At 59.6% G+C, this 15,085-nt stretch carries 16 protein-coding genes; 14 read left to right on the forward strand and 2 right to left on the reverse strand.

The features are described 5' to 3' along the window. Nucleotides 1-3: 3 nt before the first annotated feature. From B5F12_RS04370 to B5F12_RS04385, 4 genes are all read left to right on the forward strand, one after another. Entirely contained in the window at nt 4-1,137 is a 1,134-nt protein-coding gene (locus B5F12_RS04370; RefSeq protein WP_087230866.1) for a toxic anion resistance protein, read from the forward strand. Between the two features lie 18 nt (nt 1,138-1,155). Beyond that, on the forward strand, nt 1,156-1,674 hold the full coding sequence (locus B5F12_RS04375; RefSeq protein ID WP_087230869.1) for a TPM domain-containing protein: 519 nt from the start codon (nt 1,156-1,158) through the stop codon (nt 1,672-1,674). Between the two features lie 13 nt (nt 1,675-1,687). Beyond that, entirely contained in the window at nt 1,688-2,101 is a 414-nt protein-coding gene (locus B5F12_RS11990; protein WP_204221476.1) for a hypothetical protein, read from the forward strand. 261 nt (nt 2,102-2,362) lie between these two features. Further along, entirely contained in the window at nt 2,363-4,681 is a 2,319-nt protein-coding gene (locus tag B5F12_RS04385) for a YfhO family protein (protein ID WP_158096747.1), read from the forward strand. Nucleotides 4,682-4,729: 48 nt separating this feature from the next. Here B5F12_RS04385 and B5F12_RS04390 read toward each other — a convergent pair whose 3' ends face one another. Then, complete coding sequence (locus B5F12_RS04390; protein WP_087230874.1) at nt 4,730-5,488, reverse strand: tRNA 2-thiocytidine biosynthesis TtcA family protein; 759 nt, start codon at nt 5,486-5,488, stop codon at nt 4,730-4,732. A gap of 217 nt (nt 5,489-5,705) precedes the next feature. On the opposite strand from B5F12_RS04390, the gene rplM reads away from it, so the two are divergent. The 6 genes from rplM (at nt 5,706) to B5F12_RS04420 (ending at nt 10,524) form a co-directional block, all read left to right on the forward strand. Beyond that, nucleotides 5,706-6,137, forward strand: a complete 432-nt coding sequence (rplM, locus tag B5F12_RS04395; protein WP_087230877.1) for a 50S ribosomal protein L13 — start codon at nt 5,706-5,708, stop codon at nt 6,135-6,137. 14 nt (nt 6,138-6,151) lie between these two features. Then, nucleotides 6,152-6,556 (forward strand): 30S ribosomal protein S9, encoded by a 405-nt coding sequence (gene rpsI / locus B5F12_RS04400; protein WP_087230881.1) that lies wholly within the window; start codon nt 6,152-6,154, stop codon nt 6,554-6,556. A 191-nt stretch (nt 6,557-6,747) separates the two neighbouring features. Next, the gene (locus B5F12_RS04405; RefSeq protein ID WP_158096748.1) at nt 6,748-7,353 is read left to right on the forward strand and encodes a glycerol-3-phosphate acyltransferase; all 606 of its coding nucleotides are present in this window, start codon (nt 6,748-6,750) and stop codon (nt 7,351-7,353) included. After that, entirely contained in the window at nt 7,341-8,453 is a 1,113-nt protein-coding gene (locus tag B5F12_RS04410; RefSeq protein WP_158096749.1) for a glycosyltransferase, read from the forward strand. The genes B5F12_RS04405 and B5F12_RS04410 overlap by 13 nt, the downstream gene beginning before the upstream one ends. A gap of 106 nt (nt 8,454-8,559) precedes the next feature. After that, complete coding sequence (locus B5F12_RS04415) at nt 8,560-9,708, forward strand: glycerate kinase (protein ID WP_087230890.1); 1,149 nt, start codon at nt 8,560-8,562, stop codon at nt 9,706-9,708. Nucleotides 9,709-9,816: 108 nt separating this feature from the next. Further along, a complete protein-coding gene (locus B5F12_RS04420) occupies nt 9,817-10,524 on the forward strand; it encodes a ferric reductase-like transmembrane domain-containing protein (RefSeq protein WP_087230893.1) in 708 nt (235 codons plus the stop codon). 16 nt (nt 10,525-10,540) lie between these two features. Here B5F12_RS04420 and B5F12_RS04425 read toward each other — a convergent pair whose 3' ends face one another. Beyond that, the gene (locus B5F12_RS04425) at nt 10,541-11,461 is read right to left on the reverse strand and encodes a LysR family transcriptional regulator (protein ID WP_087230896.1); all 921 of its coding nucleotides are present in this window, start codon (nt 11,459-11,461) and stop codon (nt 10,541-10,543) included. 135 nt (nt 11,462-11,596) lie between these two features. On the opposite strand from B5F12_RS04425, the gene B5F12_RS04430 reads away from it, so the two are divergent. From B5F12_RS04430 to B5F12_RS04445, 4 genes are all read left to right on the forward strand, one after another. Next, a complete protein-coding gene (locus tag B5F12_RS04430) occupies nt 11,597-11,854 on the forward strand; it encodes a hypothetical protein (protein WP_087230899.1) in 258 nt (85 codons plus the stop codon). Beyond that, nucleotides 11,851-12,696, forward strand: a complete 846-nt coding sequence (locus B5F12_RS04435; RefSeq protein ID WP_087230902.1) for a DUF3737 family protein — start codon at nt 11,851-11,853, stop codon at nt 12,694-12,696. Before B5F12_RS04430 ends, B5F12_RS04435 begins: the two co-directional genes overlap by 4 nt. Before the next feature lie 3 nt (nt 12,697-12,699). Then, nucleotides 12,700-13,188 carry a cyclophilin-like fold protein gene (locus B5F12_RS04440; protein ID WP_087230905.1) on the forward strand — a complete coding sequence of 163 codons (489 nt, stop codon included), beginning with the start codon at nt 12,700-12,702 and terminating at the stop codon, nt 13,186-13,188. 164 nt (nt 13,189-13,352) lie between these two features. Continuing rightward, entirely contained in the window at nt 13,353-15,053 is a 1,701-nt protein-coding gene (locus B5F12_RS04445; RefSeq protein ID WP_087230909.1) for an ABC transporter ATP-binding protein, read from the forward strand. The last annotated feature ends 32 nt before the right edge of the window (nt 15,054-15,085 follow it).

Raw genomic sequence — 15,085 nt, forward strand, 5'->3', positions numbered from 1 at the left:
ACCATGAACGACCATCCCGATTTCACCCCCACCCTCACCTTGAATCCCACCCTGGACTCCTCTGCCCCCGCTGCGCCTGCCGCTCCCACGCCTGCCCCCCAGGAGGCCATGGCAGAGATTCAGCTCTCCCCCCAGGAGCAGCAGATGGTGGAAGACTTTGCCCAGAAAATTGACCTCACCGACACCGCCATGGTGCTCCAGTACGGCGCTGCCGCTCAGAAGAACATTGCCGACTTCTCGGAAAACGCCCTGAACAACGTGCGCACCAAGGACCTGGGCCAGGTGGGTCAGGCCCTGTCCTCCCTGGTGGTGGAATTGAAGACCTTCGGCGAGGAGGAGAAAAGCGGCATCTTCGGCTTCTTCCAGAAGAAGAAAAAGGAGGCCATGGCCCTGAAGGCCAGCTTTGACAAGGCCGATGCCAACGTGGATAAGATTGTGGCGGTGTTGGAAAACCACCAGCTGACCCTGATGAAGGACATCGCCATGCTGGACCAGATGTACGATCTGAACACCAAATATTATAAGGAGCTGACCATGTATATCCTGGCGGGCAAGAAGGCTCTGGACAAGGCCCGCACCGAGACCTTGGCCCAGCTCCAGCAGACTGCCACCCAGACCAAAACCCAGGAGGCAGCCCAGAAGTACAACGACTATGCCAATCTGTGCAACCGCTTTGAAAAGAAGCTCCACGATCTGGAACTGACCCGCATGGTGTCCATCCAGATGGGCCCCCAGACCCGGATGATTCAGAACAACGACGCCTTGATGCTGGAGAAGATTCAGTCCTCTCTGGTCAACACCATTCCTTTGTGGAAGAGCCAGATGGTGCTGGCTCTGGGCCTGGAGCACTCCCGTCAGGCCGCCGCAGCCCAGAGCGCTGTGTCGGATATGACCAACCAGCTGCTGCAAAAGAATGCAGAGATGCTTCACATGGGCACCGTGGAGGCCGCCCGAGAGTCCGAGCGGGGCATTGTGGACCTGGAGACCCTTCAACACACCAACCAGCAGCTCATCGCCACCCTGGACGAGGTCATGGACATCCAGACCCAGGGCGCACAGAAGCGCCGGGAGGCAGAGGTGGAGCTTCAGCGCATCGAGGGCGAGTTGAAGCAGAAGCTGCTGGAACTGCGGGGCTGATCCCCGGGGTGACCTTGGATGAAACTATTCAAACGAACCGGCGTGGCCGTCCTACTCACCGTCATGATGATCATCCTGGCGGTGGGCATCGGTCTGGCCCGCCGACCCGGCAGCGGCGGACACGTTGCCACCACCCAAGATGCCCCGTGGTTCGTCTCTGACCAAGCCGGGGTGCTCAGCTCCTCCGGCATCAAGCAGTTGGAGAGCAACAACCGCTCTCTGGACAGCTCCATGGGTGTGGTCATCGGCTGTCTCACCTGCAACTACGGAAAAGCCGACTTGGGCAACTACGCCATGGAACAGGCAGAAAAAATGGGCCTGGGCGCCAACGACTTTATGGTGGTGCTGGACATCTCGGGGGAGAACTACTGGCTCATTCAGGGCAGCGGCCTCACCGACCTGTTCACCGACGACGACTGCGCCGCCTACGCCCATGAGTATATGGAGGAGCCCTTTGCCAAGGGAGACTACACCCAAGCCCTGCTCTCCCTCTCCGACGCTCTGACCCAGTGGTATCAGACCCACTATCTGGCCTAACTTGGGAGGTATTATGGATATCTTAATCATCTTCCTGCTGATACTTGTGGTGCTGGCCCTGAGGGAGGGCTCCCGGTACCGCCAGTATCGGGGCGGCTACTACGGCCCCAACTACATGTACCGTCCCTTCTGGATGTTCCCCCCTCGTCCCCATCACCATCATCACCACCACCCTCACCCGCCCATGGGTGGGCGTCCTATGGGTGGCGGTCGGCCCATGGGTGGACGGCCTGGACATGGCCCCTCCACCTCCTTCCGCGGTCCCCGTCCCAGCGGCGGGTTCGGCGGTGGACGCTCCAGCCGCCCCGGCAGTTTCGGAGGCGGTCGCTCCTTCGGGGGCGGCGGGCGTTCGTTCGGAGGTGGCCGCTCTTTTGGCGGCGGTGGAGGCCGTTCCTTCGGCGGTGGCCGAGGCGGCGGACGGCGCTGACCTTTCCAGACCTGTCGCAACATACGCCCATTGCCCAACCGCATGGGCAGACAATCCCCCAGTCACCTGCGGTGACAGCCCCCTTTACACAAGGGGGCCTAAGGGCAGCACCGGACCCCAAGCCTCCCTTGTGTAAAGGGAGGTGGCCCGGCGTATGCCGGGTCGGAGGGATTGACAGACATGGCCAGGCCTGTTGCAGAATCACAATTTTGCAACAGGCCTTTTTCTGTTTTCTTACTTCCACCACAAGAGGTGATTTTGTTGAAATCCCGTATCAAGCCCACGCCCCTGCTATACGCTCTGGCCTTTCTCATCCCCGCCCTGCTCCTGCTGGTGGTCTATGCCCGCTTAGGGCTGGCCCCCTGGGGGGATAACACCATCCTGATGTCCGACATGTCCTCCCAGTATGTGGAGTTCTTCTGTGCCTTGAAGCACAGGGATGTGTTTTTCTCCTGGTCCAAGGCCCTGGGCACCTCCTACATCGGGGTGTTCTCCTACTACGTCTCCAGCCCCCTGTCCCTGCTCACCCTGTTGGTCCCCAATGAGTACATGCCCATGGGATTGATGTTCCTCACGGTGTTGAAGGTGGGGCTGGCGGGGCTGACCTGCTGCATCTTCCTGCGCTCCTACCTCCGGCACAGCGCCCTGTTTCTCCCCATGCTCTCCACCTGCTACGCCCTGTGCTCCTACACCGCCGCCTACTCCCTGTGCATCATGTGGCTGGATGGGCTCATCTGGCTGCCTGTCATCCTCCTGGGATTGGAGCGGATTCTGGCAGGACAGCGGCCCTGGCTGTTCTTTGGCAGCTTGGTGGTGTGCTTTGTCTCCACCTGGTACATCTCCTATATGATCGGTATCTTCTGCTGTGTGTGGCTGGTCTATCGGGAGTGGTGTGAGGTCCCTGCGTGGAAGGACCTGTTGCGCCACATCCGGTCTTTCCTCCTCTCCGCTCTGGCCGCCCTGGGGGTCACCGCCTGGATGTGGGTGCCCTCCCTGCTGGCCATTTTCAGCGGAAAGCTGGGGGACGCCACCATGGACTACTCCAGCCTCACCAACTTTCCCCTGTGGCAGCTGCCCAGCCGCCTGTTCTCCGGCCAGTCAGCGGGACTGACCAACTTCGCCCCGCCCTATCTGTTCTGCGGCACAGTGATCTTGATGCTGGCCCTGATCTTTTTCTTCTCTCCCGCCATTTCCGGCCGGAACAAGCTGGCCGCTGGGGCGGTGCTGATGGTGCTGGTGCTCTCTCTGTGGCTGTCCCCCCTGGACAAGGTGTGGCACCTCTTTAAAATGCCCAACTGGTTCCCCTATCGGTACAGCTTCGTCTTCTCCTTCTTCCTGGTGGTTCTGGCTGGCCAAGTGTTGGCCGCCCTGCCAAAGTCCTTCACCACCTGGAGGCTGGCCCCGGTGGTCACCCTGGTGCTGTTCTGTCTCACCGCCTGGGAGCTGGGCTACAACACCCAGACCACCATGCTGGACATTCGGGAGGTATTCCACTGCCAGTCCTACGCCGACTATGTGTCCTACTACCAGGATAATGAGGCCCTGGTGGAACAGGCCCAGGAGGCGGACACCGACTTCTACCGCATGGGGGCCACCTACGACCGGGGCGACAACAGCCCCCTCTCCTTCGGCTATGCCGGTATCACCCATTACAGCAGCATTTATAACAAACAGGTCAACACCTTCTTAAAGCAGCTGGGCTTTGCACAGGGCTGGATGTGGAGCGTCTACTACGGCTCCACCCCCGTCACCGACAGCCTGCTGGGCATCCGCTATGTCCTCAGCGACCAGGAGTTCCCCGGCTATGAAGAGGCGGGCCACAGCGGCAGTCTGGCCCTATGGAAAAATCCGGACGCTCTGCCCCTGGCCTACGTCGCTCAGGGACAGGTTTCCACCATTCTTCCCCGTGGGTACACTCCCTTTGAGACCCAGACGTATCTGCTCAACCAGCTCACCGGGTCCACCCAAGAGGTATTCTCCCCCATTGATTTGGAGGTACAAGAGGGTGAGGGGCAGATCATCCTTCGCATCCACGGCACCGGGAATCCCGTCTACGCCTATCTGGACCAAAACGGGTTCACCGCTCTGTCTGTGGACGGCGAGCACCGCTGTTCCCTCACCCCCTATGAGGAGCAGCGCATCCACTACCTGGGCACTCCTGCTGAGGGTGAGACCCTGGAGGTAACCATCGCCTGCAACACCACCCTGTCCAACCTGGACTGGGAGGCCCTGGTGCAGCAGCTGGACCAGGACGCCCTCCGGGATGCGCTGGCCCTGTTGGACAACACCCAGGTGGACACAGTCAACAACTCCCGCGTCTCCCTCCAGGCCACCACTGACACACCCTCCACTCTGGTCACCACCATCCCCGCCGAGGACGGCTGGACCGCCTATGTGGACGGGAAAAAGGTGGACACCGGGGTGTGCTGGGACACCTTCCTCACCGTGGAACTCACCCCCGGCACCCACCAGGTCACCTTCCGCTACACCTCGCCCGGGCTGACCCTGGGCCTGGGGCTAGGCGGTATCACCGTTGTGGCTTTCGTGGGCTGGCTGGTGTGGAAACGCAAAAAAGCCTGATGGACTCAAAATGCCGTGGTGCAACCAAGCACCACGGCATTTTTCTGGTCAATGTTCTTTTGTGGGCTCCTCGGCCAAGGGGCGGCGGCGATACTCTCTGGGCCCCCACTCGGGCAGGGGCAAACGCTGCATGGCCCCAAACACATAGTTTTTCAGATTGGGGTAAGTCTTGGACAGCTCCGCCACCAGCTCCTTCACCTCCTGGCGGCGGGTGTTACCATCCGCCGGACAGGGGTTGTGGACGATGGGCAGGTTGTGCCGCTTGGCAGCTCCCCGCACCATCCCCTCCCCGCAGTAGAGCAGGGGGCGAATCTGGGTGATGCCCATGCGGTCCAGATAGGTCACAGGCTGGAAGCAGGACAGCCGCCCCTCATAGAAGAGGGAGAGGAAGAAGGTCTCCACAGCATCATCGTAGTGGTGGCCCAGGGCAATCTTATTCAGCCCCAACTCGGCCATGGCATTGTGGAGGGCTCCACGGCGCATCTTGGCGCACATGGAACAAGGGTTCTTTTCTTTCCGTACATTAAAAATAATGTCAAAGATCTGGGTCGGGATAATATGATAGGGCACCTCCAGCTGGTCACACAGCGTTTGCACCGGGCCGAAGTCCATCTCCGGCACGCCGGGATGCACCGTCAAGGCGTGGAGTTCAAAGGGCACGGGGTAGAACTTTTGCAGCCGGGCCATGGCGGTGAGCAGCACCAGGGAGTCCTTTCCCCCCGAAACCCCCACAGCGATACGGTCTCCGGGCTGAATCATATCATAATCCTCAATACAACGGCGCAAATGGGATAAAATCAGCTGCATTTATTTGACCTCCAAATAGCAAAATGAAAACGAGATTTTAAGAGTATTCAAGAGAATACACGAGAATACAAGAGTATATAAAACACAAATTAAAAAAAGCATGTTTTTTTGTTGACACCAGGCAACCCCCGTATTATAATACATCCTGCGCCTTCTTGTAAAGGAAGGAAACCCCGTGTTTTTTTATAATAAATCAAGATAAATGGAGGAAACCGATATGTCTACCTTTATGGCAAACAAGGGTAACATCGAGCGCAAGTGGTACATTCTCGATGCTGCCGGCAAGCCTCTGGGCAAGACCGCTGCCGCCGCCGCTACCCTGCTGCGTGGTAAGCACAAGCCCGAGTACACCCCCCACGCCGACTGCGGCGACTTCGTCATCGTCATCAACGCTGACAAGGCCGTCCTCACCGGCAAGAAGGGCGAGCAGAAGTTCTACCGCACCCACTCCGGCTACGTGGGCGGTCTGAAGGAGACCAAGTACCGCATCCTGATGCAGGAGAAGCCCGAGCTGGCTATGCGTGTGGCTGTGCGCGGCATGCTGCCCCGCAACATCATCACCAAGGACTCTCTGAGCCGCCTGAAGATCTATCGTGGCGACGCTCACAAGCACGAGGCTCAGAAGCCCGAGGCTTGGACTGTTGAATAAGGAGGTAACCGACTATGTATAAGAGCAAGAAGCCCTATCACTACGGCACCGGCCGTCGGAAGTCCTCCGTGGCTCGTGTGCACCTGTTCCCCAACGGCACCGGCTCCATCACCATCAACGGCCGTGACATCGAGGAGTACTTCGGCCTGGAGACCCTGAAGATGGTGGTCCGTCAGCCCCTGAACACCACCGGCGTCATCGGCAAGGTGGACGTGGTTGCCACCGTCACCGGCGGCGGCGTCACCGGTCAGGCTGGCGCTCTGCGCCACGGCATCTCCCGCGCCCTGCTGGAGATGGACCCCGAGTTCCGCGCCTCTCTGAAGGCTGCTGGCTTCCTGACCCGCGATCCTCGTATGAAGGAGCGCAAGAAATACGGCCTCAAGGCTGCCCGTCGCGCTCCGCAGTTCAGCAAGCGCTGATTTCTGGCTATATCCTTTCAAAATCCCGGAAACTATATGGTTTCCGGGATTTTTCTATGTATTCTATGCTATTCCTTCGTTATTGATCCTTCTTTTATGTGGACATGTCCGTTTGACAAATGGAGCAGACCGTTGTAAAATGCCTTTTTATGAATTCATGATCCATTCTTTGTTTGAAAGGGACGACTGTTTTGAGAACCATCCTTTACGCCTTGTTGGCGTATCTATCGGGTAGCGTGCTGTATGCCCAGATATTCGCCAGGCTTTTCCACAAGCCAGACCTCATAGAACGGAGCAACGACCACAACCCCGGCACCGCAAACGCCTTCCAGTACGGCGGCTTCTGGTGCGGTGTGCTCACCCTTGTCTGTGATCTGCTCAAAGGCTTTATCCCCGTGTTCGCCTTCCTGGCCGGGCCTAAGCCAGACCCCATTGCCTGTGCCCTGGTGCTGGCCGCCCCAGTGATTGGACACGCCTTCCCGGCGTTTTACCGCTTTCAGGGCGGAAAGGGCATTGCCGTCACCTTCGGCTGCCTGCTGGGCCTCCTCCCCATCTGGCAGCCAGTGGCGACGCTGGCCATGTATTTCATATTATTTTCTGTCGTGCTCCAAATCAGCCCCCACTTTTACCGCACCCTGGTGGCCTATCTCTGTGCCCTGGTCCACATGATTTTCATCGTGAAGATTCCCGCCATCTGGATGGGATTTTTGGTCATCTCTGGGGTGGTCCTGTTGCGGCTGCATATGAGCAAGGAGCAGAGAGAACAAATTGAGGTGAAATGGGTATGGACGCGCTGATTCTCTCTTGTGGCACCGGAGGTGGACACGACTCCGCCGCAAAGGCGATTGTGGAAGAACTGCGCACACGAGGCCATCACGCCGTCATGCTCAATCCCTACACTCTGCGCAGTCAGTCCCTTGCCCGGAGAATCAACGGCGCCTATATCTCCATGGTACAGAACACGCCCCGGCTATTTGGCGCCGTCTACACCGCCGGGGAGCTGTACCGGAAACTGCCGTGCCGGTCGCCGGTGTATCACGTCAATCATCGGATGGTTCCATTTATGAAAAAGTATCTGGCCAGCCATTCCTATGACGTGATTATTACCACCCACCTGTATCCAGCAGAAATCCTCACCAATATGAAGAACCGGGACTTGCAGATTCCCAAAACCATCTTTGTCTCCACCGACTACGTCTGCATTCCCTTTACCGAGGAGACCAACTGCGACGCCTATGTCATCCCCGCCCCGGACCTGGCCTCCGACTATGTGCGCCGAGGCGTTCCGTTAGAGAAGCTGCACCCCTTGGGTATCCCCACAAGTCCCGTCTTTTCCAACCGCCAGAGCAAGGAGGAGGCCCGCAGACGCCTGCATCTGGACCCCCACAAAAAATACATCCTGACGGCAGGAGGAAGCATGGGCGGCGGCACCATCCGAGAGACCATAGAGACACTGATGGACGGGGTTGCCCAACGTCAGGATGTGTCTCTGGTGGTTGTCTGCGGCAACAACCAAGAGCTGTACAACGCCCTCACAGAAAAACGCCCTAAAAACACCGTGATCGTGGGGTACACCCAGGACATGGCAGACTATATGCGGGCCTCGGACCTGTTTGTCACAAAACCCGGGGGACTCTCCTCCACCGAAGCGGCCGTATGCGGCATTCCCATTTTGCATACAGCAGCTATCCCCGGCTGTGAAACCTGCAATGCCCAATACTTCCACACCCATGGCATGAGCCAAGTGTGTCAGGACCCCCACCAGCTCATGGCAGTTGCCATGGACCTTCTGTTCGACCAGGCCCAGTGCGATGCCATGGTGGCCCGTCAACGTGCCACCATGGACGGGTCCGCCCGAGGGATTCTCTGTTCCTTTGCGGAATATCTATCAAAATAGCTCCATACACCCCCGGAACACTCGTTCCGGGGGTGTTCGTCTTGTATGGGGAAACTCCCTGTGGTATCATGAACCCAAGAAAATTTCCAGCTTAGGAGGCCTCTTTATGAACATTGTGGTGGCCATGGACTCGTTCAAAGGCAGCCTCTCCTCCATGGAGGCGGGCCAAGCCGTCCGGGCAGGGATCGCCCAGGCAGACCCCAGCGTATCGGTGACCGTCCGTCCTCTGGCCGACGGCGGCGAGGGCACCGTGGAAGCTCTGATCTCCGGCATGGGCGGCCAATGGCAGCAGGTGACCGTGACCGGGCCGTTGGGTGCTCCCGTGGTGTGCTCTTATGGCATTCTCCCCGCCACAGGCACCGCGGTGGTGGAGATGTCCGGGGCTGCGGGTCTCACCCTGGTGCCGGAGCTCCAGCGCAATCCCCTGTACACCACCACCTACGGTGTGGGGGAGGTCATCCGAGACGCCATCGCCAAGGGCTGCCGCCGTTTCCTGGTGGGCATCGGAGGCAGCGCCACCAACGACGGCGGTGTGGGGATGCTCCAGGCCCTGGGCTACGGCTTTTTCGACGCGGAGGGCCGCCCCATCCCCCACGGTGCCCAGGGGCTTTCCCAGCTGGCCCGCATCACCTGCGACGGAGTTCTCCCCCAGCTGGCCCAGTGTGAGTTCCGGGTGGCCTGCGATGTCACCAATGTTCTGTGCGGCCCCCAGGGTTGCAGCGCCGTCTACGGTCCCCAGAAAGGGGCCACACCTGAAACCATTCAGGATATGGACCAATGGCTATTCCATTACGCCCAGCTGGCCCGGGCCGTGTGCCCAGACACCGCCCACCCCGACGCACCGGGCACCGGTGCCGCCGGAGGGCTGGGCTTTGCCTTCCAAACCTTCCTCCGTGGGGCGTTGGAGCCTGGGGTTTCCATCGTGCTGGAAGAAACCCATCTGGAGGACTTCATCCGGGATGCCGACCTGGTCATCACCGGAGAGGGACGGCTGGATGGCCAGACCGCCATGGGTAAGGCTCCCGTGGGAGTGGCCCAGCTGGCCAAACGGTACCACAAGCCGGTGGTGGCTCTGGCGGGCTGCGTCACCCCAGACGCCACCGCCTGTCACACCCAGGGCATCGACGCCTTCTTCCCCATCCTCCCCGGCCCCTGCTCCCTGGAGCAGGCCATGGAGCCGGACACCGCCCGGGCCAACCTGGCCGCCACCGCTCAACAGGTGTTCCGGCTCTTTCAAGCTGGCATGACAAACTAACCTCCTTAGAAAATCAGGGTTGACAAAACCAGGTAGGGTACTGTATACTCTCGTTCAGTTAGCTTTTGCTAACCACTAAAAACAAAGATTTTCCCAAGGAGGAATGGTATGTACCCCTACATTCTGGTATCCATCGCCCTGGCCCTGCTCTTTGCTGTGAGCTGTCACGGGGCTATCCGAAAGCGCCCCGGTGCCTTCTACGCCCTGGCCATCCTGTTGGTGGTGGGTGAAGTGCTCTACTACAGCCTGGGCCTTCGGGCCACGGCCCCCCAGTGGGTGAACACCTACATCGTCAATCTCTTCACCCGGGGCACGCTGCCCACCGCCCTGTTCATGGTGGTGATGTATGTGGGGGCGCTGGACCACCGCAGACCGCTGGTGCGCAAGTTGCTGGCCATCCGAGGCCCTCTGTCCATTATGGCCTGCATTCTCACTCTGGGCCACAACCTCATGTACGGCATCCGGCATTTTGTCATGCTGTTTGTGGCCCCGGAAACCATGCGGCCCACCACCCTGGTGGCAGCCATTCTCTCCCTTCTCATGATCGTCCTTATGATTCCTCTCATGGTGACATCCTTCTCCCGTGTCCGCCGCCGCATGAGCGCCGCCAGCTGGAAACGGTTGCAGCGCCTGGCCTATCTCTTCTTTGGGCTGATTTACGCCCATGTGATGGTGTTGTTTGTCCCCCAGTTCTCCCACAAATATCTGGACATCATCCTCTACACCGCCATCTTCGGTGGTTATCTGGTCCTGCGTGTGACCAAAGCCCTGAAGGTTCACGAACAGAAAAAGGCGTCTTATCTCCGATGTGCCTGAAAAAACTCCCCGGAACTCATACAGTTTCCGGGGAGTTTTCTGTCTCTTGGTCTGTCAGCAGCCCCTTGAGCTGCTTTAAAAAACATTCCGACGCCTTGGAGAACACCTGGTAGCGTTTCCAGATGATAGACGCCTCCGACCGCATGGTGGGAGACAGAGGCCGGAAGCACAGGGGGCTGTCCCCGCTGACGTTGATGAGCTGGTCAAAGCACAGGGCATAGCCCAGCCCCTCCTCCACCATCAGGGAGGCGTTGAACACCAGATTATAGGTGGCCACGATGTTCAGCTTGGCATAGTCCCGCTCAAACCACTTGGTCAGAGACCAATTGTCCGCCTTCTGGGCGGAGACAATCAGGGGTTTATCCCAGAGGTCCTGAGGCTGAATATACTCTTTGTCTGCCAGCGGGGCGTCCTTGCGCATGAGCACCCCCCAGGTGTCATGAACAGGCACCTTCACCGAGCTGTAGATACTGGTGTCCACCGGGCCATAGACCACGCCGAAGTCGATGAGCCCCCGGTCCAAGTAGTCCTGGACAAAGGCCGCATTGCCGCTGCGCACGTGGTAGTGGATGTCGGGGTACTTGGCCTGAAGCTGTTTGGCCGCCCGGGCAAACAGACGAATCATATCCGATTCCCCCGCCCCGATGTACACATCCCCCGCCACCACCTCGTCGGACAGGGAGATCTCCCGCTCTGTGATCTGCACCAGCTCCAAAATTTCCTCTGCCCGCTTGCGCAAAATCATCCCCTCTTCGGTGAGCAGCACCTTTCGGGACCCCTTGGTGCCCCGGATGAGCAGCTGTTTCCCCAGCTCCTCCTCCAGAGCCTTGAGCTGGGTGGAGAGGGTGGGCTGGGAGAGGTGCAGCGATGCCGCCGCCCCGGAAATGCTCTGCTCTCTTGCCACCGCCAGGAAATATTGTAACACCCGCAGTTCCACGCCTCTCGCCTCCTTTTTCCCCAGTATACCACCCACAGCCATAGCTTTCAACTATATCTCATCATTCAGTATAAGTATTTGATATATAGAAACTTCCTCGGTATACTGGGTATCGAAATGGAAGGTGAGCAAGGGATGACCACACAGGACCTGATCTTGAATCTGAAAGCCGCCGGGCTGGACGCCCCACAGGTAGAGCAGTACCTGGCCTACGCACAGGCGGAAAACACCGCCCAGCAGCTACAGCTTCTGTCCCGTCACCGGGCGGCCCTGTTGGACCGAGTGCACCAGATGGAAAAACAGATTGGGTGTCTGGACTATCTGGTCTACCGGATTCAGCGCCGCCCCGCTGACCCCCACACCAGTTCTAGAAATGGAGGAACGACACCATGAGACACATCCACCATGAAACCTTTGACCAGGAGCGGGCCCTGTACGGCCAGCGGGACATTCAGGTCACCGACTGCGCCTTTGACGGCCCCGCCGACGGGGAGAGCGCCTTCAAAGAGGGGGCCAACATCCAGGCCCTGCGCTGCTTTTTCAACCTGCGCTATCCCTTCTGGCACGACGACGGCCTGGTGATTCGGGACAGTGAGCTGACCCCCATGTGCCGGGCGGCCCTGTGGTACTCCCACCATATTGAGATCACCAACACCAAACTCCACGGCATCAAGGCGCTGCGGGAGTGTGGCCAGGTGACCCTGCGGGACTGTGACATCATCTCCCCGGAGTTTGGCTGGTCGGTCCACGACATCACCATGGACCACTGCACCGCAGAGAGCGAATATTTTATGATGCGCTCCACCCATCTGCGCTTCACCGATGTGACCTTCCGGGGCAAATACTCCTTCCAGTATATCGAGGACGCCATCTTCGACAACTGCCGTTTTGACACCAAGGACGCCTTCTGGCACGCCAAAAACGTGGTGGTGCGCAACAGCGTGGTGAAAGGCGAATATCTGGCCTGGTACTGTGAAAACGTGACCTTTGAGCACTGCACTATCATCGGCACCCAGCCTCTGTGCTACTGCAAGGGTCTAAAGCTGGTGGACTGTCGCATGGAGGACACCGACCTGGCCTTTGAAAAAAGTGAGGTGGAGGCCACGGTGCTCACCCCGGTGGTGAGCATCAAGAACCCTCGCTCCGGCCGCATTGTGGTGCCCTCTGTGGGAGAGATCATCCGGGACGACCCGGAGTCCCGGGGCGAGATTCTCTGCGGCTCGGACGCCCAATAACCCATGAAGCGGATTGGATATGCCCTGTGGGCTGTGGTGCTGGTTCTGTGTCTGGTGGCCTGTTCCACCGCCTCCCACCCCAGTCCCACCTCTACCATTTCACCGGAACCAAGGGAGGATACCACTGTGGACACGCACACCTTCTATCTCACGGTGGAGGGAGTCACCTTCCCCGCCACCTTTGCGGACAACCAGGGCGCCGAGGCCCTGGCGGACCTGCTCACCGATGGCCCCCTCACCCTCTCCCTGGAAGACTACGGCGGCTTTGAAAAGGTGGGCAGCCTGGGCCAGTCCCTCCCCACCAGCAACACCCACATGTCCACCCAGTCCGGGGACATTGTGCTGTACCAAGGAAATCAAATCGTCCTCTTTTACGGCTCCAACGCCTGGAGCTATACCCGCCTGGGCCAGGTCACCGACCTCACCGGATGGCAGGAGGCTCTGGGCCACGGGGACGTCACTGTAACCCTCTCCCTGACGGAACCTCATTGACTTGCCTTCCTCTGTGCAGTAAAATATCATCGAAGATATCACACCATTACCCCCGCTCCTCCAGCGGGGGTATCCTGTTAGGAGGGAGCACCATGTCGGTGAATATTTACAAGGGGGAGTCTTTCCACATCCGCTAAGGAAATTTCGGAAAGGACTCCCCAAATATGAACAAGACAAATTGCACTTCGATTTGGCGTCTGGCTGGCCCTGGCGCTTTGGTTTGTTATGCCCTTCTGGCCCCCCTGTCCGCCCTGTGTTCCTCCCTCTTCGCCCTGTCCCTCCAGCCTGTGGTGGACACCGGACTCTCCGGGGACCTGGCCCGATTCGGGCTTGCCTGTCTGGCCGCCTTCCTCCTGGGGGCGGTGGATCTGGCCCTGAACCACTGGACGGTTTGCAGACAGGCGGCCCTGGTCCACCGCTGCACCAACAGGCTGTGCCAACACTACCTGCACCAAATTCTGGCCCAAAAGGTGGAGCGGCTCCAAGGCCAGGACAGCGCCGTCTATCTCTCCAAGCTCACCGCCGACGCCCCTCTCATCTCCTCCGGCTATCTGGGCAACGCCCTGGACCTGTACCGCAGCGCCTGGAGCCTGATTGCCTCTTTGGCGGTGCTGGCAGCGGCAGGCTGGGAACTGGCAGCTCTGGCAGTGCTCTGTGCCCTGGTCTCCCTGTCCCTGCCCAAACTCCTCCAGCGCAGCGCCGACCGGGCCGAGGCGGCATATCTGGACGCCAACCGCACCCATCTGGCCCAGGCCCAGGAGATACTGGCCAACTTTCTCCTCATCCGCCTGTATGGGCTGGCCCCGGAACAGGAAGCCCGCTACGGCAACGCCGCCACTCAGGTGGAACGTGCGGACAACCGCCGCCAAGTAGTTCGGCAGCAGATGAACACCCTGGGCAGCGCCATCAGCCAGCTCAGTTTTGTGCTCCTGCTGGCTGGGGCCATGGTGCTGGTCATCCAGGGCAAGCTCAGTGTGGGCTATACCATGTCCCTCACCCAGCTGTTGGGCGGGGTCATGTTTCCCTTTGAGGTGCTGCCCGGCTATTGGATGGCCCTGCAAACGGGAAAGCGGCTGTTCCACTCCAATCTGGAGCAGCTGCAAAGTGGGCTGGACACCCCCGGCGTCCAGCTTCTCCCCCACCCTCCCAGACAGCTGGCCCTCCACGGCGTCTCCTTCGCCTATCCCCATCGGCCCCCGCTGGTGGAAAACCTGAGTCTCCGTCTGGACTGTACCAAAAAGTACGCCCTGGTGGGGACCAGCGGCAGCGGGAAAAGCACCCTGGCCAAGCTGCTGCTGGGGTTTCTCACCCCCACCCAGGGCTCCGTCACATTGGACGGTATCCCTCTGGACCAGATAGAAGCCGATTCTCTCTACCGTGCAGTGGGCTACCAGAGTCAGAACAACACCTTCTTCCGGGACACTCTGGAGCACAACATTCTCCTTGGCCGCTCTCTCTCCCCGGAAGACTGGAAGCAGCTGCTGCAACAGGTGCAACTGGCCCACTGGGTGGCACAGCTTCCACAGCAAGCCCAGACTCTTGTGGAGGAAAACGGGAAAAATCTCTCCGGCGGCCAAGCCCAACGGGTAGCCCTGGCCCGGTGTCTGGCGGGACATCCCGCCTTCCTGGTTCTGGACGAGATTACCTCCGCCCTGGACCCCCAGACCGCCGGAGCACTGATGGACACGGTGCTGGCCCTGGAGGGCGTAGGGCTGCTGGCCATCACCCACGACCTGAATGGAGAGCGGCTGAAACGCTTTGACTCCATCCTCGTCCTTCGGGATGGGGCGCTCATAGAACAGGGCTCTTGGGAAGCGCTCATGGCCCAGCAGGGCGAGCTGTATCGTCTCTCTGTGAGACCATAAAAAATGCCTGGAATCCGAGGATTCCAGGCATT

Source organism: Pseudoflavonifractor sp. An176 (genome assembly GCF_002160435.1).
Lineage (GTDB): Bacteria > Bacillota > Clostridia > Oscillospirales > Oscillospiraceae > Enterenecus > Enterenecus faecium.